Annotated in this window: 25 protein-coding genes and 1 other RNA gene; 10 read left to right on the forward strand and 16 right to left on the reverse strand. The window is 54.7% G+C overall.

Annotated features, from left to right (window positions below; genetic code table 11):
- Positions 1-60: 60 nt before the first annotated feature.
- A complete protein-coding gene (locus tag G523_RS19005) occupies positions 61-1368 on the forward strand; it encodes a class I SAM-dependent methyltransferase (protein ID WP_022695043.1) in 1308 nt (435 codons plus the stop codon).
- Here G523_RS19005 and G523_RS0110625 read toward each other — a convergent pair.
- A complete protein-coding gene (locus G523_RS0110625) occupies positions 1352-2464 on the reverse strand; it encodes an NADH:flavin oxidoreductase (RefSeq protein ID WP_022695044.1) in 1113 nt (370 codons plus the stop codon). The genes G523_RS19005 and G523_RS0110625 overlap by 17 nt on opposite strands.
- Before the next feature lie 160 nt (positions 2465-2624).
- On the opposite strand from G523_RS0110625, the gene G523_RS0110630 reads away from it, so the two are divergent.
- Positions 2625-3896 carry a hypothetical protein gene (locus G523_RS0110630; RefSeq protein ID WP_022695045.1) on the forward strand — a complete coding sequence of 424 codons (1272 nt, stop codon included), beginning with the start codon at positions 2625-2627 and terminating at the stop codon, positions 3894-3896.
- Here the strand turns inward: G523_RS0110630 and G523_RS0110635 are convergent.
- Both G523_RS0110635 and G523_RS0110640 read right to left on the reverse strand, forming a co-directional pair.
- Positions 3893-4078 (reverse strand): DUF4169 family protein, encoded by a 186-nt coding sequence (locus tag G523_RS0110635; RefSeq protein ID WP_022695046.1) that lies wholly within the window; start codon positions 4076-4078, stop codon positions 3893-3895. The genes G523_RS0110630 and G523_RS0110635 overlap by 4 nt on opposite strands.
- 2 nt (positions 4079-4080) lie before the next feature.
- Entirely contained in the window at positions 4081-5052 is a 972-nt protein-coding gene (locus G523_RS0110640) for an oxidoreductase (protein ID WP_022695047.1), read from the reverse strand.
- Between the two features lie 144 nt (positions 5053-5196).
- Here G523_RS0110640 and G523_RS0110645 point away from each other — a divergent pair, with 144 nt between their 5' ends.
- Complete coding sequence (locus G523_RS0110645) at positions 5197-6102, forward strand: DMT family transporter (RefSeq protein WP_081648762.1); 906 nt, start codon at positions 5197-5199, stop codon at positions 6100-6102.
- On the opposite strand, the gene G523_RS0110650 is transcribed toward G523_RS0110645, so the two are convergent.
- The 6 genes from G523_RS0110650 to miaA form a co-directional block, all read right to left on the reverse strand.
- On the reverse strand, positions 6093-6530 hold the full coding sequence (locus G523_RS0110650) for a DUF3617 domain-containing protein (RefSeq protein ID WP_022695049.1): 438 nt from the start codon (positions 6528-6530) through the stop codon (positions 6093-6095). The two genes, G523_RS0110645 and G523_RS0110650, sit on opposite strands and share 10 nt — an antisense overlap.
- Before the next feature lie 109 nt (positions 6531-6639).
- On the reverse strand, positions 6640-7077 hold the full coding sequence (locus G523_RS0110655) for a DUF3617 domain-containing protein (protein WP_022695050.1): 438 nt from the start codon (positions 7075-7077) through the stop codon (positions 6640-6642).
- Positions 7078-7242: 165 nt separating this feature from the next.
- Positions 7243-8262, reverse strand: coding sequence for a ketol-acid reductoisomerase (gene ilvC / locus G523_RS0110660; RefSeq protein WP_022695051.1), 1020 nt, complete (start codon positions 8260-8262; stop codon positions 7243-7245).
- An 81-nt stretch (positions 8263-8343) separates the two neighbouring features.
- Entirely contained in the window at positions 8344-8910 is a 567-nt protein-coding gene (gene ilvN / locus G523_RS0110665; RefSeq protein ID WP_022695052.1) for an acetolactate synthase small subunit, read from the reverse strand.
- Positions 8911-8969: 59 nt separating this feature from the next.
- The gene (locus G523_RS0110670; RefSeq protein WP_022695053.1) at positions 8970-10742 is read right to left on the reverse strand and encodes an acetolactate synthase 3 large subunit; all 1773 of its coding nucleotides are present in this window, start codon (positions 10740-10742) and stop codon (positions 8970-8972) included.
- A 176-nt stretch (positions 10743-10918) separates the two neighbouring features.
- Positions 10919-11863, reverse strand: coding sequence for a tRNA (adenosine(37)-N6)-dimethylallyltransferase MiaA (gene miaA / locus G523_RS0110675; RefSeq protein WP_022695054.1), 945 nt, complete (start codon positions 11861-11863; stop codon positions 10919-10921).
- 42 nt (positions 11864-11905) lie between these two features.
- Between miaA and serB the strand changes: the two genes are divergently transcribed.
- Positions 11906-12817: a phosphoserine phosphatase SerB gene (gene serB, locus G523_RS19010; protein WP_022695055.1), complete on the forward strand. Its 912-nt coding sequence runs from the start codon at positions 11906-11908 to the stop codon at positions 12815-12817.
- A gap of 3 nt (positions 12818-12820) precedes the next feature.
- Here serB and G523_RS0110685 read toward each other — a convergent pair whose 3' ends face one another.
- The 4 genes from G523_RS0110685 to hflK form a co-directional block, all read right to left on the reverse strand.
- On the reverse strand, positions 12821-14218 hold the full coding sequence (locus G523_RS0110685; protein WP_081648805.1) for a Do family serine endopeptidase: 1398 nt from the start codon (positions 14216-14218) through the stop codon (positions 12821-12823).
- 140 nt (positions 14219-14358) lie between these two features.
- A complete protein-coding gene (locus tag G523_RS0110690; RefSeq protein WP_022695057.1) occupies positions 14359-14553 on the reverse strand; it encodes a DUF2065 domain-containing protein in 195 nt (64 codons plus the stop codon).
- A 9-nt stretch (positions 14554-14562) separates the two neighbouring features.
- Positions 14563-15474, reverse strand: coding sequence for a protease modulator HflC (gene hflC / locus G523_RS0110695; protein ID WP_022695058.1), 912 nt, complete (start codon positions 15472-15474; stop codon positions 14563-14565).
- A gap of 12 nt (positions 15475-15486) precedes the next feature.
- Entirely contained in the window at positions 15487-16599 is a 1113-nt protein-coding gene (gene hflK / locus G523_RS0110700; RefSeq protein WP_022695059.1) for an FtsH protease activity modulator HflK, read from the reverse strand.
- Positions 16600-16699: 100 nt separating this feature from the next.
- On the opposite strand from hflK, the gene G523_RS0110705 reads away from it, so the two are divergent.
- Together G523_RS0110705 and G523_RS0110710 are read left to right on the forward strand one after the other, a co-directional pair.
- Entirely contained in the window at positions 16700-17872 is a 1173-nt protein-coding gene (locus G523_RS0110705; RefSeq protein ID WP_051134831.1) for an Mrp/NBP35 family ATP-binding protein, read from the forward strand.
- Between the two features lie 197 nt (positions 17873-18069).
- On the forward strand, positions 18070-18903 hold the full coding sequence (locus tag G523_RS0110710; protein WP_022695061.1) for a hypothetical protein: 834 nt from the start codon (positions 18070-18072) through the stop codon (positions 18901-18903).
- Here the strand turns inward: G523_RS0110710 and G523_RS0110715 are convergent, their stop codons facing one another.
- Positions 18904-19431 carry a dihydrofolate reductase gene (locus G523_RS0110715; RefSeq protein ID WP_022695062.1) on the reverse strand — a complete coding sequence of 176 codons (528 nt, stop codon included), beginning with the start codon at positions 19429-19431 and terminating at the stop codon, positions 18904-18906.
- Between the two features lie 102 nt (positions 19432-19533).
- On the opposite strand from G523_RS0110715, the gene G523_RS0110720 reads away from it, so the two are divergent.
- Complete coding sequence (locus G523_RS0110720) at positions 19534-20247, forward strand: hypothetical protein (protein WP_022695063.1); 714 nt, start codon at positions 19534-19536, stop codon at positions 20245-20247.
- A gap of 78 nt (positions 20248-20325) precedes the next feature.
- Positions 20326-20496, forward strand: a complete 171-nt coding sequence (locus G523_RS20940) for a hypothetical protein (RefSeq protein WP_022695064.1) — start codon at positions 20326-20328, stop codon at positions 20494-20496.
- Here G523_RS20940 and G523_RS0110730 read toward each other — a convergent pair.
- Together G523_RS0110730 and G523_RS0110735 are read right to left on the reverse strand one after the other, a co-directional pair.
- Positions 20493-21341, reverse strand: a complete 849-nt coding sequence (locus G523_RS0110730) for a universal stress protein (protein ID WP_022695065.1) — start codon at positions 21339-21341, stop codon at positions 20493-20495. The genes G523_RS20940 and G523_RS0110730 overlap by 4 nt on opposite strands.
- 118 nt (positions 21342-21459) lie before the next feature.
- Positions 21460-22314 (reverse strand): thymidylate synthase, encoded by an 855-nt coding sequence (locus G523_RS0110735; RefSeq protein ID WP_022695066.1) that lies wholly within the window; start codon positions 22312-22314, stop codon positions 21460-21462.
- 209 nt (positions 22315-22523) lie between these two features.
- On the opposite strand from G523_RS0110735, the gene G523_RS0110740 reads away from it, so the two are divergent.
- Together G523_RS0110740 and ssrA are read left to right on the forward strand one after the other, a co-directional pair.
- Positions 22524-23804 carry a pilus assembly protein gene (locus G523_RS0110740; protein WP_081648764.1) on the forward strand — a complete coding sequence of 427 codons (1281 nt, stop codon included), beginning with the start codon at positions 22524-22526 and terminating at the stop codon, positions 23802-23804.
- A 13-nt stretch (positions 23805-23817) separates the two neighbouring features.
- Positions 23818-24176, forward strand: a transfer-messenger RNA (tmRNA) gene (gene ssrA / locus G523_RS20690).
- Positions 24177-24235 lie beyond the last annotated feature (59 nt).

Genomic DNA, 24235 nt, shown 5'->3' on the forward strand with positions numbered 1-24235 from the left:
TTAGGTCAAATACGGGCAGATTCTATCATCAATGGTTAAACCCCGCAGAGGTTTCGTTAAATGTCAGAAGTTTCGCAAGGCAGTTCGCTCTTTCCGCGCCGTACGCGCTGCCGCCTGGCGGATGCGCCTCTGCAGACGATCATGGACCTCGGTCATCAGTCGCTGACGGGTGTTTTTCCCAAATCTCCTGAAGACAAGGTCTCTGTAAGTCCGCTGGAACTCGCCTTCTGTGAAGAGACGGGTCTCGTTCAGCTTCATCACGATTATCCCGGTGAGCTTATGTATGGCGAGACTTACGGTTACCGCTCCGGTCTCAACGCTTCGATGGTGCGCCATCTGGAAGCTAAGATTTATGATCTCGAGAAGCGTGTGCGTCCCCTTGGTTCCGGTGACGTGGTTCTGGATATTGGAGCAAATGACGCGACATCGCTCAAGGCGTATAAAACGCCGGGTATTGAGCGCATTGGAATCGACCCGAGCGCCGAGAAATTCCGCCGCTTCTATACCGACGATATTGCGCTGAAGGTCGATTTCTTCAACGAAGAAACCTATCGCGCTGCGACGGGCAAACAGGCCAGCATCGTGACATCCATCGCGATGTTCTATGATTTGCCGGATCCGGTATCTTTTGTGAAAGATATTGCAAGCGTTCTTGCGGATGATGGCATCTGGCATTTCGAGCAGAGCTATCTGCCGCTCATGCTTCGCCAGCTTGCTTATGACACAGTGTGTCAGGAACACTTGGAATATTATTCTCTAACGGTCGTGAAGAATATCCTTGCGCAAGTGGGTCTGAAGATTGTCGATGTTGAGCTTAACGGTACGAATGGCGGCTCATTTGCAGTGACTGCGGCCCATCAGGGCAATCGCAATATTCCGGTTAATCAGGCTGCAATTGATGAGCTTTTACAGGTAGAAGTGGCAGCTGGCCTGCATACGATGATGCCATATCTGGACTTTGCGCAGCGCGCTGAGTTTCACTCTAAAATGCTCGTTGAGAAGCTTCAAAGCCTCAAAGCAGATGGCAAGCGTATTCTGGGGCTGGGGGCTTCGACGAAGGGCAATGTCATCCTGCAATATGCGGGCATTGGCCCTGATATGCTGGATGCAATTTCCGACGTGAACCCTGATAAATGGGGCTGCGTCACGCCGGGAACGCATATTCCGATCGTACCTGAAGACGTCGCCCGCTCCATGAAGCCGGACTATTTCCTCGTACTGCCTTGGCATTTCCGTGAAGGTATCATCCAGCGCGAGGCCGAGTTCCTGGCCGGCGGCGGAAAGCTGATCTTCCCGCTGCCGGAGGTAGAGATTGTTTCAACGACCGAGGTTGTGAACCTCGAAGCCGAGTTTAGAAAAGCGTCTTGAGAGCGTCACCGTCATAGGCGCGGGTTTCATCGAAACGGCCTTCTTTGACCTTTTTTACCCATTCCGGATCCTGAAGCAGGGCGCGGCCGACAGCGATCATGTCGAATTCGCCCTTGTCGAGGCGTTCAACTACGTCCGCGAGTGGGCGTGTTTTTGACCCTTCGCCGCGGAAGGCGCCTGTGAACTCTGTAGAGAGGCCTACAGAGCCGACTGTGATGGTTGGGAGGCCAGTGAGCTTCTTCGCCCAGCCCGCAAGGTTCAGGCCTTCTTCGCCGTCGATCTCAGGGAATTCAGGCTCCCAATAACGACGCTGAGAGCAGTGAATGCAGTCTACGCCAGCATCAGCGAGAACGCCGAGAAAGGCTTCCAGCTCCTGTGGCGTTTCACAAAGACGCGCGCCGTAATCGAATTGCTTCCACTGCGATATACGCAGAATCAGAGGGTAGTCGTCGCCAACTTTAGCTTTCGCGCGTGAGATGATGTCCGCTGCAAACTGCGCGCGGGATGTGATGGAGCCACCATATTTGTCGTCGCGGGTGTTCATCACGCCCCAGAAGAATTCATCGACCAGATAGCCATGAGCGCCGTGGATTTCAGCGCAGTCAAAGCCAAGCTCTTTCGCTGTGACGATGCCGTCAACAAAGGCTTCGATCATCGCATCAACATCATCAAGTGTTGGCGTGTCATAGACCTGCTTGCCAGCATGCGTGACGCCTGACGGACTGTCTGACTGGGCTTCCGGATGTGGGCCCTGACCTGGCTTGCGCGCCATGCCGACGTGCCAGATTTGCGGTGCGATCTTGCCGTTATTGGCATGGACTTCGTCAACCACATGTTTCCAGCCAGCTTTGGCTTCGTCCGCATGGATATTCGGAATGTTCGGGTCGAAAGATGCGCCGCCACGGTTGATGGTCGTACCTTCAGTGATAAGCAGACCAACGTCAGCGGCTGCACGGCGGGAATAATAGTCCGCAACATTCTGGCCAGGTACGCCGCCCGTCGCGAAAGAGCGGGTCATGGGGGCCATTGCCAGGCGGTTTGCAAAGGTGACACCTTTCAGCGTGAATGGCTCAAAAAGCGGTGCAAAATCAGACATGCGTTCTCCCGATACTGTCTATGTTTTGGTTCAAGCATCCTTACGTGGGATGCCCTGACGTTTGTCAAACCCGTGTACATGTTCAGCAGGCATGTTTCTTGCTCATTTTCTCGTGAACAGCCATTCCGGACCGAAATAAGCGCTCGCGCGGGAAGCGAATATGCCAGAACGATACAACAAAGCAGCGTCTGACCGATTTCAGCATGCCCTGATCTGGGCGCCAGCGGTTCTCATCTGGGGTATTTTCGCACTTTTTGCGCTGCCAGCCATGTCTGCTGCAGCCGCGCAAACTGCTCCTGAACCGGTTGTGACTGACAATACCGTTCGCCGTACAGTGACGCGTACCGTGCGTCGTATTGAAGCTGACGGAACGGAGACCATTTTGACGGAGCCGGTGACTGATGCTCCTGCAAGTTCGACTTATATGCGGCCTGCAGGCTCGACATCGATCTATACCGCACCTGTGACAACGCAAACGACGACCGGTTCTTCAACGCGCTATTCCAGCCCGTCTGAAACGCCTTCATCGACCACGAGCACGTCAACGACTACGACGCGAACTTACACGCGCTATCCTGATACGAGTTCCACAATGCAGCAGGATGTTGGGGCGACGACGACCTATCGTCCGACGACCACTACGCGTACTTATACTTCCCAGCCTCAGCCATCTGGCGAATCCAGCGGGACGAATTCGGGCACCAGCTATCGCTCGGATACGGTGACGAGTGCTACGCCTGTTCGCCCCTATACCCGATCTGTCACCACGACGCCTACCGAACCTACACCTGTGCGCACCTATACTTATGAAAACAACGCACCGGCACCAACGGAGGCAACAACACCTGACACGGTTCAGAGCGCTGCTGTGCGCCGGACAGAAGTTGCTCCGACTACATCTGCTGTAATGCCGCGTGAGGAGCGTGCGCCGGAGCCAACGATTATTTCGCCTACTGTAACAGACAGTGCCCCCGAAATTTTGCCGATTCAGCCCGAAAATATCCAACCGCGTGTTGCGCCGCGTACACCTGCGTTAACGCGCAACCGTCTTGCGCCGACCTCTTATGACGTGCCGGATATTGGAGAAGTCCACCAGATACTCTGGTCGACATTGCTTGTGATCAACGAGGCTCAGGCTACAGGTGACTATAGTCGCTTTATGCTCATTCTCTCGCCACGCATGCGAAGCGAAGTGTCTGCTGCCGTTTTGCCTGAGCATATGCGTTCTCTTGAACCTCACCGGGCGGAATTGCTTGCATCCGTCGGGCAGGACCCGGAATTTGAAATACCGCCCCATCTCATCGCAGACGGCCGCATGCGCCTTCGCGGCGCGTTTCGCCTTAGCGAAGGTGGTGTACGCTTTGATCTCATGTATCAAGAGGTCAATGGTACCTGGCTCGTCGACGCCATTGCGTTTGCCGAACTTCGCTAGTCTTCGTCCCGCTCCAGGCGCGCGCTATCCAGCGTTTGATCACAGCGCGCCTTTTCCGTTTCGGTCAGTTTCTTATCTAGCTTCGACTGACCGAACTTCGCCCGGTTAACGTCAGCCTTCGCGGACTTGTCTTGTCGTTGTTTTTGTTTACGGAACTGACGAAGATTGACGATAGCGCCCATATTCAGGCCTCCGCTATCATGGCTTCACTAAGGGCCCACAGACGATCAGCGGCTTCGGTGTCGATCGCATACGGGCGAACGTCACAATAGCGCGGCGATTCCGGCGTGGCCAGATTGGCAACGTCGCTGTCTTCACAATAGAGCCCACCTTTGCCGTCGAGCAGTTTTGAAGTTGCCGCAAAAATTGTCGTCGAAGCACCTGCTTCCGGCTTCTTAAATAATTTAGCGGCTCGTTCGGACAATGTGCCGTCCGGATTGGTCCAGCCGAGCACCGTCATTTCTTCATTGCCGAGGTGACGCTGCAGGTCAGTCATAATGCCGCCCGGATGCACGGCGAAGGCGCGGATGCCATTGTCTTTCTCACGTTGGTCGAGGCCTACGGCAAACAGCGAGTTCGAGGTTTTCGACTGCCCGTAGGCCTGCCATTTGTCATAGTCATGGGAGAGGAAGTTCGGGTCATCCCAGTGAACATCGCTGACGATATGTCCTGTCGAAGAAAGGCAGACCACGCGCGCACCATTCGCTTTACGCAGCGCTGGCAATAGCCCCTGAGTCATCACCATGTGCCCCAGATGGTTGGTGCCGAACTGCGATTCCCAACCTGCTGCGGTGCGCGATAGCGGGCACGCCATTATTCCTGCATTATTGATCAGAAGATCAATTGCGCCGCCGGACTGCACCACATCATTTGCAAACCGTTGGACGGACGGCAGGTCTGCCAGATCCATGATTGCAATCTCAATATCTCCATCCAATCCCGCGAGCGCTGTTTTCGCCTTGTCGATGGTTCTGGCGGGGACAATCACACGCGCTCCGGCGGAGGCGAGGGCGCGTGTCGTTTCGAGGCCAATGCCTGAATAGCCGCCTGTTACAATCGCGGTTTTACCGGAAAGGTCAGTATCTCCGAGAACGGTTTTTGCCGGAGTATGTGGATCAATTCCTGAAGGGAGTTTGTGCTGATCTCGATTAAGCATTTGGTGCGGCGTTCCTCTGTTTTTTATACCTACTAGAATGCAGTGTTCCCGCTTGTTCGCAATAGCAGACTTCACTCATCGCATGTTTGGCGGGCCGCCAAACTGGTGTATGAAACCGGGCTCTTCTGGTGCCGGAGTTCGGGCATGACGTTATCAGAAAAATTAGTCCCACCGCCTTTGGTGACTGCTGCGCTTGCAGTGATGCTCGGCGTCGGCATGGACGCACTGGTGCGTTTTGTTCAGCAGGAAATGGACTTGCTGACGCTCGTCTTTTGGCGTTTCGGGCTGGCTACGGTTCTTGTGGCTGTGCCCTACTTCCTGTCGGGGCGACGGCTTCCTGGTTGGAAGGCAACGCGTTTTCATGCGCTGCGCGGGCTGGTTCACGTCGCAGCGGCAACCTTGTTCTTCTTTGCACTTAGTAAGCTTGAGCTGGTGGTTGTTACAGCGCTCGGCTTCTCCGCTGTTTTGATTATCACGCCGTTCGCATGGCTGTTATTGGGAGAGCGGCCGGCGAAATATGCCGTGCTGGCGGGCCTCATCGGATTCATTGGTGTGCTGGTGACATTCCTTGGCAAAGACATGAACCTGCGCTTCACGCCAGACGAATGGCTGGGCTTTGCCAGCGTGATGACGTCTGCCGTCTGCTATGCGCTATCTATGGTCATGCTGAGAATGCGGGCCACAAAGGATAGCGGCTTTGCTATAGCGATTTATGCCAATTTTTTTCCAGCTATCTATATGGCAGTGCCCGCCTTTCTGTTCGCAGAGCCTGCCACACTGAGTGATTTTCCGCTGCTCGTGATGCTCGGGGCGTTTGGTGGTTCGATCTGGGTATTGATGACATCCGCATACGCCCGCGCACCAGCCCAAAAGATTGCGCCGATGGAGTACACGGCGTTGATCTGGAGTGCGCTGCTCGGCTGGATTTTCTACGAGGAGGTCCCGACCATCTGGGTCTGGATTGGCGCGGCGATCATTGTCGCCGCGTGTGTGCTGGTATCACGTGAGCCTAAGGTGAAGCCTGTTTCGTCAGAGCCTGCTCACTCCTGAGGACATTGGCCGACATGATTGGCATTGGCTTCAAATGAAAAGTCTGCGGCCAGACCGGCCAGCATCACCTGTCCGCTTGCCTCAAGCTGTATCTGGTGGTCCGATAGTTTGCGTAGCGTGCCTTGAGCTTCGCCGGAATAGAAGCCTTCACAGACGAGCGTGAATGAATAGCCGGAGCCTTGCGGCTCGACGTCTCTGACGGAGCAATCTTGTCCGAGGTCAGCAGCAAGTCGATCAAGTGAGAACCGTGATTGCGACGGCGGTAAACATTCAGTGTTCTCTTCAGAGAATGGAATGTTCGCGAGTGTGGTCTGGTGTGACCAGTTCCAATACCCCGGCTCAACCTCTATCTGCGCCTGCTCAGGAGAGGTCGCGTTGAAGGTGAGGGCGGCATAACCGACAAAAATAAGACTTGTAAGGATTTGCATGGGGGGCTCCTGTTGTCAGGCGCATACCCGCACGTGAATGGGGCGATACGAAGACAAACAGAAGGTAAGTGCAGTGCGCGCCGGTTTCAGCGCGCACTTGGCGTTTAGTTTAGCGGCACTGGCCTACATTGCGGGCGGTCAGCTGACGGTGCATTGGCAGTGGGTGGCCGCCGAGCTGCAGCGCAAGATCGCTGGAAATCGTGAATTCGCTAGCAGATACGTTCACGTTGACCGGGCCTTCGATGTCGCCATTGCGGCTCGGGCAATTCAGGCTGAACTGGAGCTGCGATGCATTCACTGACGTGAGGTCGGATGCGCAACCGGCGTTCGGCTTTGCCAGATCGATGAACCAGTTCTCAGATACGAGATTTTCGTTCGCAGTGATGCAGATGGAACGCGTCTGGGACGGCGTGGCATTTGCTGACAGGCTCATGCCCTCAGTGATTTCCCATTGGCCCGGCTGAAGCTGGAAATCAGCAGCATGCGCGAGTGATGCACCTGCTACGGAAAGGCATGCGATCGAAAGAAGTTTAGCGCAGAAATTCATGTTAGACCCCAGAACAACCATTTCTTCGAATATATTTCCAGCATGATCATTTTTGCGGTCAGTGAAACTGGTTTCTCTCCATACGGGAGTAGTTTTCTGGGCAAAAAAAGAGCCGCAAACCCTGAAGTTTGCAGCTCTTATTCTTAATCGATGAATTGGTCTCGCTTAGTTGCGGGACTTGTCCACGAGGCGGTCGTTTTGCGCCCAGTGCATCATGCCGCGGAGCTTTTCACCGACTTCTTCAATCTGGTGTGAGTTCATGCGTGCGCGTGTTGCGTGGAAGCTTGGTGCGCCAGCCTGGTTCTCAAGGACCCAGTCACGAGCGAACTTACCGGACTGAATGTCTTCCAGAACCGCTTTCATCGCTTTCTTGCTCTCGGAGTCTACAACGCGTGGGCCAGAAACGTATTCGCCGTACTCAGCTGTGTTGGAGATCGAGTAATTCATGTTCGCGATACCGCCTTCATAGATCAGGTCTACGATGAGCTTGGTTTCGTGGAGGCACTCGAAGTAAGCCATCTCAGGGGCGTAGCCAGCTTCAACCAGAGTTTCGAAGCCTGCTTTGATCAGCTCGACGATACCGCCGCAGAGAACAGCCTGCTCACCGAACAGGTCGGTTTCAGTTTCTTCGCGGAAAGACGTCTCGATGACGCCAGCGCGTGTATTGCCGATAGCTTTAGAGTAAGACAGAGCAACCTGCTGTGCTGTACCCGTCGCGTCCTGATGGATCGCGATGAGGCCTGGCAGACCGAAGCCCATCTGATATTGAGCACGCAGCGTGTGGCCCGGGCCTTTTGGCGCGGACAGCGAAATGTCTACATTCGCGCTTGGACGGATCAGGTTGTAGTGAATGTTGAAGCCGTGGCCGAACATGATGTGCTGGCCGTCACGAGCGTGTGGTTCAATTTCGTTTGCCCAGAGAACAGCCTGCTTCTCGTCCGGGATGAGGATCATCACGACGTCAGCCCATTTAGTCGCTTCGGCCGGTGTCATGACCGTAAGGCCTTCAGCTTCAGCTTTCCCGCGGGAGGAAGAGTTTTCCTGCAGACCGACAACGATATCCTTCACGCCAGAATCGCGCGCGTTGAGGACGTGTGCGTGGCCTTGAGAACCATAACCGATCACAGCAACCTTCTTGGACTGGATCAGGGAAAGGTCGGCATCCTGTTCGTAGTAAACTTTCATCGTCATTCTTTCTTTCTGGGACGAATATTGTGCGCCATGCAGCGCAAACGCCTATCTGAAGCAAGACTTTGCTTCAAGTGTTTATTCGGGAAGGCCGCGCTGAATACTCAGAACGCCCGTTCTTGAGACCTGAATCAGGCCAAGTGGCTCCATCAGTTCAATGAACTGGTCAATTTTTGACGACCCGCCAGTCACTTCAAAGATGAAGCTTTCCAGCGTGACATCGAGTACGCGTGCGCGGAAAATTTCAGACAGTCGCATCGCCTCGACGCGCTCGTCCGAGCCTGTTGCAGCGCTGACCTTGATAAGCGCAAGTTCGCGTTCGAGACCAGCAGGTGAAGTAGTGATATCCACCACACGGGCAACCGGCACCAGACGTTCAAGCTGAGCTTTGATCTGCGCGATAATCTGAACTGTACCACTCGTTACAATGGTGATGCGTGACTGGTGGGCTTTATGATCCACCTCCGCCACGGTCAGGCTTTCAATATTGTAGCCGCGCGCAGAGAACAGGCCGACCACACGGGCCAGAACGCCCGGCTCGTTGTCTACTATCGCCGCCAATGTGCGGCGTACGATGGCATCCTCTGAATGATCATCAATGAAATATGCGCTCTGTGGCGAAGATGGAGTGTTAGCTTGCGTCACTTGGTATTCCTGTTCACGCTATAACCTGATGTTGTTTGTTACCTGCAGCTTTGCAGGGCTTAAACCAGAACCTTGCCGGACTCGTCGATTTCGTCGCCGGTGATTTCGCCAAGGATCATTTCATTGTGCGCTGCACCTGATGGGATCATCGGGAAGCAGTTCTCATCCTTGGTGACAAGGCAGTCAAACAGTACCGGGCCATCATAGGCGATCATCTCTTCGATGGCTGCATCAAGGTCTGCCGGGTTGCGACATTGAATGCCGTGACCGCCATAGGCTTTCGCCAATGCTACAAAATCAGGCAGGCTGTCGCTGTAAGAGTGTGAGTAGCGCTCTCCGTGCAGCAGCTGCTGCCACTGGCGGACCATGCCCATCCACTCATTATTCAGAATGAAGATTTTGATCGGCAGGTTGAACTGAACGGCGGTGGACAGCTCCTGCATGCACATCTGAATGGAGGCTTCACCTGCAATGTCGATAACCAGCGCGTCCTTATGGGCTGCCTGAACGCCGAGCGCTGCAGGCAGGCCGTAGCCCATTGTGCCGAGGCCGCCTGATGTCATCCAACGGTTTGGCTCTTCAAAATGGTAATGCTGTGCGGCCCACATCTGGTGCTGGCCAACTTCTGTCGTGATGTAGGTGTCACGGTTCTTTGTCAGCTCGTACAGGCGCTCGATCGCGTATTGCGGTTTGATCTGCTCTTCCTGCTTCTCATAAGCGAAGCCTTTCCGCGCGCGCCACTCATTGATCTGTGTCCACCACTCGCTGAGATCATTGCGCGGGTGTTGTTCGCGGCGCCAGCCTTCCAGTAGCGCGTTGATGGCTTTGCCGGCGTCGGCAATGATCGGAACGTCTACGCGAACCGTCTTGTTGATAGAAGACGGGTCGATATCGACGTGAATTTTCTTCGAGTTTGGCGAGAAAGCGTCGAGGCGACCTGTCACGCGGTCGTCAAAGCGTGCGCCAAGGCAGATCATGACGTCACAATCATGCATGGCGTGGTTTGCTTCGTACGCGCCATGCATTCCAACCATGCCGAGCCAGTTGCTACCTGATGCCGGATAGCAACCCAGTCCCATCAGGGTGGACGTGATCGGGAAGTTCGTTTCAGAAACCAGTGCACGCAGAGCTGCGCTTGCCTCAGTTCCGGAATTGATGATGCCGCCGCCTGTATAGAAGATTGGACGACGGGCATTGCGCATCAGTTCCAGCGCAGCTTCGATACCGGCCTCATGCGGCTCAGATGCCGGATGATAGGTTTTGTGCTGTGTTCCTTCAGGACCTTTGTAAGTGCCCTTAGAGAACTGAATATCCTTAGGAATATCGATAACAACCGGGCCGGGGCGGCCAGTTGTCGCTATAAGGAATGCTTCATGCATGATGCGCGCAAGGTCGTTTACATCGCGAACGAGATAGTTGTGCTTGGCGCAGCACCGTGTAATGCCAACCGTGTCGCATTCCTGGAACGCGTCGGTACCGATGAGGTGGCTTGGAACCTGACCTGTGATGACAACCATCGGGATGGAATCCATCATCGCATCCGCAATTGGCGTCACCATGTTGGTCGCGCCGGGGCCTGACGTAACCAGAGCGACGCCCGGCTTACCGGTGGAGCGGGCATATCCTTCAGCCGCATGGCCAGCGCCTTGTTCGTGACGGACGAGGATGTGCTGAAGTTCCGGTGTGGTGAACAATGCGTCGTAGATAGGAAGGACCGCGCCACCCGGATAACCGAATAACGTATCTACACCCTGATCGCACAGAGCGCGCACGACGATTTCAGCACCCGTCATGGTCAATTCCGTATCTGCGATCTTTTCTTGCGTGTCCATTTGTTCAATTCCTGCATTTTGGCACCAGCCAGAATTCCAACCAAAAATAAAGGGGCCCGCTGAGCCCCTTGCATAACCGCGCCTGCGCTGAAGTGGTCTCTCACTTCACCGACAGGCGCTTTCTCACGACTACGAGCAGTTTGCTCATCTTTTTCCTCTTAATCTTTGAATGCAGGTTATCTTTTCGAAAAAGCCGCGTCAATCTCTTTAAAAAGGGCACAAATAACCTTCTGTCGCACTTCAGGCTCCGGAGACGGGATTCTAGGCCAGAACGGGAACTGGTGAGAGATCCACGTGAATTGGCGTTTCGCGTAACGCCGCGTGTCACGCTTTGCATACTCCGCTGCAATATCAGAGCTGAGCTCGCCGCGCAGATAGGCGAGAAGCCAGGGCATTCCGTGTGCTTTCATGGCCGGAAGTGACGGATCAAGGTCGCGCGCAGCCAGCGCACGTGCTTCATCCATCGCGCCTTCCATTAGCATGCCAGCAAATCGACGGTCGATACGGGCATAAAGTTTCGCGCGCGGTGGGGTGAGGGCAACGCCTACCCATTCGCCCGGGTTGAGAATCGGCGGAGTTCGATCACCCTGAAAGCTTGAGAGTGGCTTTCCGGTGGCAGTGTGCACCTCAAGACCGCGCATGATGCGTTGGCGGTCATTCGGCTTGATCTTGCAAGCTGCGCCGGGATCAATCTCAGCCAGGCGGGCGTGAGCTTCCTCGGTTCCGATGGATTGAACCAGGGTGCGAACCTGAGAACGCACTTCATCGGGAATCGGAGGAATTTCCGACAGGCCTTTCACGAGCGCCAGAAGGTGAAGCCCTGTGCCGCCGATAATGATCGGTACGCGTCCACGCATCTGAATGCCGCGAATGACGGATTGGGCATCTTTCAGCCAGCTTCCTGCGGAGCCTGCATCAGCCGGATCGCGATATCCGAACAAATGGTGGGGCACCTGCGACATTTCTTCGTCAGATGGCTGGGCTGTAATTACCCGCAATCCTTTGTACACCTGCATCGAATCGGCATTCACGATCTCGCCATCGAGACGTTTTGCGACGTCGATTGAAATTTGGGTCTTGCCGCTGGCGGTCGGACCGTGGATGAGAATGGCAGGGCGCATTCCCGAAACCTACCTTGTTTGAAAGATTTGTGAAAGCTCATCATGAACACATTCAGTGCTAAGTCATCAGAACCTATCGCAGTCCCGGCTACGGTAGTGATCGTGTCTCACGACGAGCAGACGCATGCCGCGCCTGACCGACTGAAAGATGCTTCCATTAAAATTCTTGGTCCGGGCGCGATGGAGTTCTCGATTTCTCCGCCGAATGAGAAGTTGGCTGATCTTCTGGCTGGCGTACGTGCAGAAATTGGTGAAGCGTTTGACGTCTATGTCCGACCAACAGATGCTGCGCGTAAGAAGCTTCTAATCTGCGATATGGATTCTACGGTCATCGGTCAGGAATGCATTGACGAGCTGGCAGACTATGCCGGCATTAAGGACCAGATTTCAGAAATTACAGAGCGCGCTATGCGCGGCGAGCTGGACTTCGAGGCAGCTCTGACCGAGCGCGTCGGTCTTTTGAAAGGCCTTTCCGAGACTGCGCTTCAGCAGTGCTTTGACGAGCGTATAACGCTCAATCCAGGCATTAAGACGCTCACAGCGACAATGAAGGCCAATGGCGGCCGATGCCTGCTTGTTTCGGGCGGTTTCACCTTCTTTACTTCGCGTGTGGCTGAGGTTGCAGGCTTTGATGAGAATTACGCCAATACGCTGCTTATGGATGGCAGTGCCCTCTCTGGTGAGGTTGGATTACCTATCCTTGGCCGTCAGGCAAAGCTCGACCGTCTGAATGAAGCTGTCGAAAAGCTCGGGATATCTGCTGACGATGTGGTGTCCATGGGTGATGGCGCGAACGACATGTCCATGATTGAAGCTGCAGGTTTGGGCGTTGGCTATAATCCGCATCCGATCCTCGCAGAAGCTGCGGACGCCGTGATCAAAGGGCCGTCGCTTGCAACGGCACTTTACTTCCAGGGCATTCCGAAATCGGACTGGGTCGTCGTTCCGGACTAGGCGCTAGCTTTCCAGCTGGAGTGCATAGAATGAATAGCGGCCGTGACGCAGCACTTTGACGAGCAACGGGTCTGATCCGCCTTCTTCTTCGAAAATCTCGTTTGCATCTTCTGGTGATGTGACGGACTGGAAAGCGATTTCCGTGATGACATCGCCTTTCTGCAGATGGCCGTAAGACGGGCCTTCCGGATCAACCATATCAATCAGTGCGCCCTGAACCGGAGACGGAATTTGCCAGCGGCGGCGGGCATCTTCATCAATTTCGAGAAGCAGAAGACCGTAAGCGTTAGAGCCCGCGAACAGAGCTGGTGGTGCTTCTTCTTCCTCCTCATCAGGAAGGCCGTCATCGCGTTCGGTCAGAGTGACAGATAATACGCGGCGTGCTTCACCGCGAATAATGTTCATGCTGATCGGCGTTTCGAGTTCAGCTTCTGCAACCCAGCGAGACAGCTGGCGAGTCTCGGTGATGAGTTCGCCATCGAACCGGAGAACCAAATCGCCGATTTGTAATCCGGCTTTATCGCCCGGGCTGTCCGGTGTGACCTCGGTGACGATAACGCCAGCAGCATTGGTCAGGCCATAGGTACGCGCCAGAGGCAGGTCTACTGACTGGATATTCACGCCGAGATAACCACGGCTGACGCGGCCTTCGGCAATCAGTTCTTCTACAATGGATTCAGCAAGGTTCGACGGCACGGAGAAGCCGATACCAACAGAGCCGCCTGTCGGAGAGATGATGGCTGTATTCACGCCGACGACTTCGCCATCAAGATTGAAGAGCGGGCCGCCGGAGTTGCCGCGGTTGATAGCTGCGTCGGTCTGGATGAAGTCATCATAAGAGCCGGCATTGATATCGCGGCTACGCGCGGAGATGATACCCGCAGAGACAGATCCACCAAGACCGAACGGGTTGCCGATGGCGATGACCCAGTCGCCAACTTCAGCGGTATCAGAATCAGCGAACGGAACCGCCTCCAGTGGGCGGAGCGGTTCGATTTTCAAAACAGCGATATCCGTGTCCACATCGCGGCCAATCAGTTCGGCAGGGTAGGTGCGACCGTCAGCGAACTGCACTTCGATTTCGTCCGCACCCTCAATAACGTGATTATTGGTGACGATGTAGCCTGTCGGGTCGATGACGAAGCCTGAACCGAGAGAAGAGGTCCTACGGAAGCCGTCATCATCACGACCGAATAGGTCGTTGAAGCGCTCCATAGGCGAACCTTGCGGAAAGTCAGGCAGGCCTGCTTCGATGACGCGTTGTGACGTGGAAATGTTCACAACGGACGGCATAAGGCGGCGCGAGAGTTGAGAGAATCCGTCCGGCGTGTCGTGCACACGAGTAGGTGAGTTCGTCTGAGCCGCTGAATTCTGCGCCACTGCTGGAAGTGCGCTTGCCATGGCCAAGGCCAGACACGAAGTTGAAATCAGCTTCAGGTCCATCAAACTACCTTAAAATTTCTGTCGCCCAGCCAGAGTCATAGAGGGGTCTGGCCGTAGGAACAATCGGCTAATTGGAATCGATGTCAATCCTAGCGGCCTCAGCGCATAAAGCGAGCGGAGATATAAATCAGAATTGCGCCAAGGGTTGCAGCGATAATACCGCTTTGACGCAGCTGATCGCGTTCGGTTCCCAAAAGGCGAGCGGCCATGCGTTTCATGAAATCCGGCGCCAGAGCATACAAAAGGCCTTCTGCAGAGAGCAGAAGGCCTAATGCAACAATAAAGACACTCATGAAGTGCGCTTAACGACCGCTTGCGCGGCGTGCGCCTTCAATGAAGACACGGCAGACATCGAGCTCACTTGAGTCAGAGACGATGACTGTGCCTTCGACGATAGCTTCCTCACATGCAATCAGACCACGCTGAAGACGGAAGAAGGCAATGTCACGGCCATAAGCGTCGGCATAAATGCGGGTTGCTTCCGCGTCGCCTTCACCACGTGTTTGCTCAGCGGTCTGGTTGGCTTCGGCGCGGACAACTGTCGCTTCGCGGTCAGCCTGAGCGCGAATGAGGCGTGCCTCTTCTTCGCCCTCTGAACGGATGCGCTGGGCTTCCTGCTCACGCTCTGTACGCATACGGGTGTAGACACCTTCTGCAACCGCCGCTGGAAGGTCAGCCTGACGAATACGAACGTCGATAATGTCGATGCCGGTGCCGTCGAGCGCATCGTTCACGTTAGTCCGGATTTCTTCCATCAGCGCGACACGCTGACCGGAGACGATTTCTGGGACAGGAACCTGACCGAGCGAGTTACGGATGCTGGTTTCCGTGAAGCGCTGGATCTGACCCGCAGCAACACGCTCTTCGCGGAAACGCTGATAGAACATGAGCGGGTCGGTGATGCGCCAGCGGACGAAGGCGTCAACTGTCAGACGACGCTGGTCGGATGCCAGAACTTCAATATCCGGGATGTTGCTACCAATGTTTTTGCGATCAAGTGTGATCACCTGTTCCCAAGGCAGTTTGAAGAAAAGACCGGCTTCATCGATTTGTTCGCCGCCTTCGGTGAGCGAAAACTCGTTCCGCACAGCAACGGGGCTACCGAATTGCAGAACCAGCGCCTGCTGATCCTGACGGACCGTGTAGAAGCTGTTCAAACCGACCAGAGCGACGATGCCCAGTACGACGAGCAGAATGACTGAAATAGCTCTCATGTGTTCGTCCTCCTAGTTAGCCGTCGGGCGGCGGTTGGTGTTTTCAAGCGGCAGATACGGAACAGCCCCGGAGTCGTTATCCAGAACAGTGTTCTGCGTACGGCTCAGAATGCGGGACCATGTATCCAGGTAGAGACGTTCAGTCGTTACCGTTGGTGCCTGAGCATATTCAGCGAGGATTTGCAGGAAGCGTGACGCTTCACCGGTTGCCTCGGCGATGACCTGAGCTTTGTAAGCCTGAGCAGCCTCAAGAATAATGGAGGCTTCACCACGTGCTTCCGGAACAATCTGGTTGGCGTAGCGCGTTGCCTGGTTGATCAGCTGCTGGGCGTCCTGCTCAGCGACGTTCACGTCGTTGAACGCCTGAATAACAGGTGCAGGCGGGTCGCCGCGTGCGATGTTGATCTCAATGATTTCAACGCCGGCACCATACTGGTCAAGAAGGTTCTGTGTGAGTTCCTGAACCTGACGCGCGACTTCCGCACGTTCAGTTGTGATCACGCGTTGGAGCTCAGATCGGCCAACAACTTCACGCATCACGGATTCAGCAACCATCTGAACAGTGGCTTCCGGATTTGCGACGTTGAGGATGTAGTCCTGAGGGTTCTCTGTAGAGACTTTCCAGATAACGGAGAAGCGGACGTCTGCGATGTTCTCGTCAGATGTTAGCATCAGGCTCTGATCAGCGCTGTTGCCGATCTGAACTTCCTGCTGCGCTTCCACTTCGATTAACTGGTGAGATTCAATTGGTTGCGGCAGGTGGATATGAATACCTGCTGGCAGGTTGCGCTGCCACTTACCGAACTGGAAAACGGCCGCTTGCTGACCTGCGTCTACGACGACGACGCCAGTTGCAATCCATGCCACGGCAAGTGCGCCGATCAGAAGGAAGATGCCAGCAATGCCGAGGCCTTTGCCGCCACCGCCAGATCCGCCGGATCCACCGCGACCGCCGCCCCATGCGCCTTTGAAGCGCTCCTGGACTTTGCGCAGCTGATCTTCAAGATCTTCGCCTTGATTGCCGCCTCCCTGTGGACGTCCCCATGGAGAGTTATTATCTCCGTTGGACCCGCCGCCGGATCCCCAGGGGCCACCCCCTCCGCCTTTTTGGTCGTTCCATGGCATATAAAGCCGCTCCTTTGTGTCTTTATGTCCAACTGTTAATCGGATTCAGTCTGTTATCTAGTGATTGTTTCTGCAATGTGCCACCGAGAGCATGAAGATTATGCGTTTCTTTAAATCGACAAGACCAGATGCCGAACTGGTTTCCGAAGCCCTGAAATCAATAGCCGATCCGGCTACCGGAACACCAGTCACTGAAGCCGGTCGTATCGATCAGCTGCTCGTAACGAAAGAGGGTGATGTCACCATCACGCTCTATGGCGCGCCGCAAACGCTCGAGCGCGATGAACGCCTTCGTTATGAAGTAGAGCAGGCAGTGGGTGCGCTCAAGGGGGTCAACTCGGTGCGCGTAATGCTGACGGCGCACTCGGAGACACCTGCGCCTTCAGCAGGTCGGCAACGCGTCACAAAAGGCGCAGACCTCGCGGGCCAAACCGCTTCGAAACCGGTACCTGCGGTTACAGCGAAATCCGGGACGCTCCAAATTCCAGGTATCAAACAAATCATCGCTGTGGCGAGCGCCAAGGGAGGTGTTGGCAAATCAACGCTCTCTTTGAACCTCGCAATCGCGCTTCGCGATCAGGGCCTGCGTGTCGGCATTATGGATGCAGACGTTTATGGCCCGTCTCTGCCGACCATGACAGGCACAGTCGAATCGCATCCGGGCAAAGGCGATGGAGGAAAGATCACGCCGGTTGAAGCCTTTGGCATGAAGCTCATGTCCATCGGCTATATTTCAGATGTGGATGCACCAATGATCTGGCGGGGGCCGATTGTCATGTCTGCCATCACGCAAATGCTGAAAGACGTTCAGTGGGGCGAACTGGACGTCCTTATAATCGATACGCCTCCGGGAACGGGCGATGCTCAGCTTACACTTGCTCAGCGCGTGAGCCTTTCCGGTGCGGTGATCGTCTCTACACCTCAGGAAGTCGCTCTGGCTGATGTGCGCCGCGGAGTTGCCATGTTCCGCAAGACAGATGTGCCGGTGCTGGGCATTGTAGAGAACATGGCCTACTTCGAAGACCCTGTGTCACAGAATAGAACATATTTGTTCGGTGAAGGCGGCGCGCGACGCATGGCTGAGACACTTGAAGTGCCGTTTCTGGGCGAGGTGCCGCTTCTCCAGGCCATTCGTGAGGGTGGAGATGCGGGAAAACCGGCCGCGCTGACAGAAGGCACGTCCAGCGCTGTCTATGCAGACATCGCGCAGCAGGTAAGGGCAGGGCTGGAGGGCGTTTCAGTGCCTGAGGGGCCTGAGATTGTGTTCGAATAAGCGCGCATTCTTTTAGCAGTATTATTAAATTCATCTCACGAACTGCTGATCTGACTTGCCAGTTGGCATGAAGTTGGCTTGGCTGTCGTTATGAGTTTATTAACCGCGATCTCAACGCTCCTCGCTCTGGCCCTTGTCTGGGGTGCGGTAAGCCTCTCGAAACCTCAGCCCATTCGCGTGCCTGTAAGGAAGAAGCGATGACTGGCGCGACGACGCTCTGGCCTCAGGACCCATGGGGGCGCGTGCTAAACGGCGCGTGTGATGCGAGCGATCTGCCAGCATTGATTCAGGACATCGCGCATACAGCTGCTGATCTTGCATTCGAGCGGTTCGGTGATCGTATGCATAGCGTTTACCTGTCAGGTGACCTTGCGCGTGATGCTGGCGGTGAAGCTGCATTTATTATCGTGCTTCGCAATTCTGAATTTTCTGTCGGCCTTGATCTTTTCTGTGCAGCGGCAGCGCTTCGTGTTCAGAAGCTGCACCCAGAACTTCACGCTTGCACGTTCGAAACGTATGGCTGGGACGAAGTTTTTCCGTCTGATGGGCGTTTTTCACCAGCGCGTTTTCGTATCGGCGTGAATAGCGTAGCGGTGGCCGGTCGTGATCTGAAACGTCTGATTGCGCCTCAAAAACTGACTTCGGCAGTGTCGAATGCGTCCATCGTAGGTCTCAGCGGTCGTCTGCGCGCGCTGCAGCATCGTTTGAAAGCAGTGGCTACTGAGTCGCGCGTTCGGGCTTCCAGTAAGCAGTTTGCGCAAACCTCGCTGAAAGGTGCATTCGCCTGCGTTATGTCGAATGAGCAGGTTTACACCGAAGATTTTGCGACAATGGCGCGGTATATTGCACTCTCAGTGCCAGAACGTAAGCATACGCTTGCGTCTTTGGTAGGGCTCGCTCAGCACGGCACAGCGTCTTCTCTCGAAGCGCTCGCGTTCGTCGACGAAGTTATGAGCTGGCTGCCGGATTTTGCAGATAGCTGGCTGGACCAGAACAATCCGACCCGCGATCAGTCGATCAATCTGGTCTGATCATTTTCGCTCAAGCAGGTGATATCGGGTAGGGTAATCATCCTTCTCGCCTGCAGGCACGTCTTCGGAATCCAGCTCGGTCCACTCTTCCGGATTGAACGACGGGAAGTATGTGTCGCCCTCAATAGCGGCATCCACTTCTGTGATGTGCATGCGGTCTGCGTGACGAATAGCTTCTTCGTAAAGACCCGCGCCGCCTATAACGAACACCTCATCCACGCCTGCTTTCTGCGCCATTGCGCTTGCCATTGCGTAAGCTGAAGCAAGGTCGGATGTGAGCCACGCATCTTCGGCGCGGTAATCAGAGTTCCGGCTGACCACGATATTCGGTCGGTTCGGAAGCGGACGGCGCGGCAGGCTTTCCCAGGTTTTGCGCCCCATAATTACCGGTTTTCCGCTCGTGAGTGATCGAAAGCGCTTCAGGTCCGTCGAGAGGCGCCATGGCATGTCACCATCGCGGCCAATGACACTGTTCTTCGCTCGCGCAACGATCAAAGAGCGGAAAATCTGTGTATCGGTTCGGGCCAATTGTGCATCCACCTTGAGAAATGATAGAACCGGTCCACTTGATACTCGCACACGGGCAATGAGCAAGTGACGAACGGGTGGATTTGGGGCGAGGGGCTCAGAATGCAGGATGTTATCGGGCAATTTCTGTCTGCGATTTTTTACCGGTCAAACATCAGTGCTCTGGCTGACTTGGCCGAACCGGCTAATCTTCAGCACGCATTAATTGTATCCGTTCTGCTTGTTGTTACCGCCGCTATCATCTGGATTCTGAAAGGGCGTAGCTGGGCATTTATGTATGTCGCGCTGATTCCTGCGCTCAACTGGTCCTTCGGAAATGTGGACAGCATCAGCTTTATCGAGCCGAATGAGACGTTCCCGCATGGCGTATTGATCAATCCGTTGACCATGGTCACGGGGCTTGTCTTTGTTTTACGGGACTTCGTGCAGCGCGAAATCGGCCACAAAGTTCTTATCGTTATGACGATGGCGATTGCATGGTCATTCTATTATTCTTGGGCTGTGATTGCGGTGGCATCCGGCATTGCATTTGCTGTGTCCGAGACCGTCGACTGGCTCCTTTTCACCTTCACCAAGTACCGTCTTTCAACCCGTATTTTGCTATCGAGCGCGCTGGCAGCCCCGATCGATACGACCGTATTTCTGTACGGGGCAGATTTGGCGCAAGCTATGGCCGGTATCGCCGAACGTGGATCGCAGCTCCATCCAGCCAACTGGATTGTGTTTGTGATCGGTAAAATGGTCGGCGCCGTTGTCGTGTCATGGATGATTCGCAGACGGGAAGACCGAGGCGAGGTTGACCCGAAGGCCGCCTGATTAACCCTGATGGCGCTGTCATGGCCTCAAGACTGCATCGTGTCGTGAAACTGAACCATAACGACACGGACCATTGGGATGAAACTGGAATACGGCCTGCTAATCGCACTTATCGCCAGCGTGGCCATTATTGGCTGGACACATCTCAGTGCCGAACTTGGTCTGACGTTTCAATCGCTTGGTCTCTTGACCGGCGGTGAGCCTGCCGAAACAGGCACACCGGCTATAGAGGTTGTTGACCCAGCCTAATGGGCCAGCGCGAGCGCAGGGCCTTGATCTGCACGCAAGAGGCTCTTACTCACGCCGCCGAAGATGAACTCTTCCAGACGGTTATGGCCATATGCTCCCGCAATGATAATGCCGGCACTCTCATCTGAAGCGAGTTTCAGCAGGCCTTCAGCAACATTGCCGTTGAAGTTGGTCGCTTCAGACGCGATGCCAAAACGCTCCAGATAGGCCTGAACGAATGCGGGATCTTCACTGCCATTGCGGTCCTGTGCGTCAATCCGGTTGCTGTTCTGAGCAATAATGATCCTGTCAGCGGCTTTCAGAACCGGCGTATGGAAGCGTACAGCGCGAGCGGCTTCGGGGCTGCCATCCCATGCAATAATCACGGTGCCGTAATTCGCAGGCTCGTCCGTGCCGCAGGCGATGACCGGCAAACGTTTGTCCAGCAGAATGCTCTCGAATGCGAGACCATGATCTGAACCATTTGTGACGCACTCGTGCGGCGTGACGAATGCATCAGATAGCATGGAGATGCGAGGATAGACTTCGCTTGGCAGGCCTACCTCATGTTCGATCTTACGCTTTTCTACCGGAACGCCTTCGTCGTTGCAGACTTTGTGGAACAGCGTCTCCAGCTTTTCGCGGGCTTCTTTTTGCGCATCGCGAATACCATCAGCCAGCGTTCCGCCGGTCGCAATCATTACGCCATGCATGCTGACGCCTGTCATCAGCATGGCGCGCGCCGGATCAGGCATAGCTGACACGCCTACAAGCGTTGTGTCGAGCTTGATCGCAAGGCGCGCTGCGAGCTTGAGTGAATTTTCGAGGCTGAATTCGCCTTCGGTCAGGGCTGCGTGCACAGTCATTGTCGCGTCCTCCTCTAAAAGGCAGGGAATTACCCTGCTGTTAGTATGGATTTTGTCTCAATGAACGTGAACTACAAGTAGTCAGTTCCGCGCAGTCTGAAATAAACCTGTTTATCGACTAAACGGCGATTGGTGCTCGAATGCCCGGATGAGCGTCATAATCGGTGAGTTTGAAGTCGCTGCGTTCCCAGCCGAAAATGTCTTTACGGTCCGAGTTCAACAGCATGCGCGGTGCTGGTTTCGGCTCGCGAGTCAGCTGCAGTTGCGCTTGATCCAGATGGTTCAGATAAAGGTGAGCATCACCGAGCGTATGGACGAATTCGCCAGCTTTCAGCCCGCAAGCCTGTGCCATCATCGTGGTGAGGAGGGCGTATGAGGCGATGTTGAAGGGCACGCCGAGAAACACATCAGCCGAGCGTTGATAGAGCTGGCAGTTCAGTTTGCCATCCATCACGTTGAACTGAAACAGACAATGGCAGGGCGGCAGCGCCATGTCGTTTACATCTGCAGGGTTCCAGGCAGATACAATGAGACGGCGCGAATTCGGATTGTTCCGGATTTCATCACGCACCCATGTCAGTTGGTCGATCGTTTCGCCGGTTGGCGCAGCCCATGATCGCCATTGCTTGCCATAGACGGGGCCAAGTTCACCGTTCTCGTCAGCCCACTCATCCCAGATCGAAACGCCGTTCTCCTGTAGATATCGGACATTCGTGTCGCCGTTAATAAACCAGAGCAGCTCATAGATGATTGACTTCAGATGCAGCTTTTTGGTTGTCAGAAGTGGAAACGTATCAGACAGATCGAAGCGCATCTGGTGTCCGAACACTGCTTTTGTGCCGGTTCCGGTACGATCTCCGCGCTCAACACCGTCTTCAAGGATGCGTTTCAGAAGGTTCAAATATGTAATATCTGCGGAATCTGAATTATTTTTGACTTCCGGTTGTGTTGCGTCAGCGTTCACGTTCTGCATCCCGTTTACTTTAGTTCACTTACACACATCTGAAAAATGTAGGCTTTCTCGACGAATTTATACCACCAAATCAGAATGGTTAACCATGTGTCAGACTTATGGTTACCAAATCTCTGATAATGAGAGGATGATTCGGCGTCGCGAGTTATCTCCCGTGCAGGAGTTACCAACAATAATACGCCCCATACATTCAGCGAAGTGTGGGTGGAATGCTGAAAGCGGTACGGACATTCATAAATGCATTGAGGGAGCGCGATGGCAATGTCACGATGACATTCGCTTTGACGCTAATTCCCTTAATGATGGTCGCCGGTCTCGCCATCGACTTTTCACGTACTGAAGGGTCCGCAACGCAGGTTCAATCCGCGCTCGACGGCGCCGTTCTGGCAGCAGCTCGCGCACTTCAGGACGACAAGACGGATGCGCAAATCCGTCAAACAGGGCGCTCATACTACGATGCGACCGTTTCTGCGAATAATGTGAACGCGAGTTGCGCTAACCCGATTTTCGAAATTGACCGTGTGAACCACCAGGTAATCTCCAGTGTGACGTGCCAGGAACGGACCACGCTCTCCGGATTGCTGGGCATGGAGACCCTTGAGTTTACGCGCTACGCGGAAACGGATTATGGCGTCGGCAAGCTTGATGTCGTCTTCATGTTTGATACGTCCGGGTCTATGGGCGATAATGATCGCATGCTCGATTTGCAGCATGCGGCCCGCGATGCAGTGCGCACTATTCTGAACAGCGAAGTTGAAGATCCCGACGATGTGCGTATTGCGATCTCGACATACGCGTCAGCGGTGAATGTCGGAGAAGACCTGTTCGAGACTGTTACGGACGAAGAGCCGGATCAGTATGAGTGTTCCCGCTGGAGACGGCGTGGCCGCAGCAATAACTACTATTGCCAGCGCTGGGAGCAGGTTACAGACACGTGCGTCACCGGCCGCGAGGGCGCTCAGAAGTATACTGATGCAGCACCAGGTTCGGGCGCATGGATGCGGTATGAAACCACATCCTGCAACTCGGCGGGCCTCACGCCACTCACCAACCATCAGGGCACGCTCATTTCCGCGATCAGCACTATGCCAACTTCTGGCGGTACCGCCGGGCATCTTGGTATTGCGTGGGCCTGGTATCTGATTTCGCCGGACTGGTCGGGCATTTGGGGTTCGGATTCGGCGCCTCGCGCTTATGACGAGCCGGACTCTACCAAAGTTGCTATTCTCATGACCGATGGTGAGTTCAATGCCGATTATATGAGCAATGGTAATTCTTTCGACCATGCCCAGCGGTTCTGCGATGCCATGAAAGCGGAAGGTATTGTGATCTACACGGTCGCCTTTCAGGCACCGCAACAGGGGCAGAATATCCTGAATTATTGCTCTTCTGGCAGCGAGTATGCGTTCAACGCCTCAAATGGAGAGCAATTGGAAGAAGCCTATCAGGCAATTGCTACGAACATCTCCGATTTGCGGATTTCTCACTAAGCGGTTCAAAACCTGCCTTTTAATGGTCGAAAATCACCACTATATAAGTCTTGTTCTTCGGAACTATGGCGATAAACGCGCACGTAATAAGCGGTTTGGACCCGGGGGCGGTACCCGGCGGCTCCACCATTAACTCTGCTCATTAGGCAGAAGGTGAGGGGCCGAAATAGGATCGACAGACGTGTAAAGGTGATGCCTTCGCCCGGATGAGCTCCGTTAGAAGCTCAACTTGCAAATAGTTGCTAATGACAACTTTGCTGAAGGTGAACTCCTCGCAGCGTAATGCTGTGCGGAAACTAACCGCTTAAACTCCTGGATGGTTTAGCTCGTCCAGGCGGGGCCCGGAGGCGCCTGGCAACAGAAGCCTCCACTTTATCCATTTGCTCTCGTATCGCTTCGCTGACATTGAGCACGTTCAGGTGCGCTGTCTG

Origin of the sequence: Ponticaulis koreensis DSM 19734 (genome assembly GCF_000420665.1) — a bacterium.
Taxonomy (GTDB): domain Bacteria; phylum Pseudomonadota; class Alphaproteobacteria; order Caulobacterales; family Hyphomonadaceae; genus Ponticaulis; species Ponticaulis koreensis.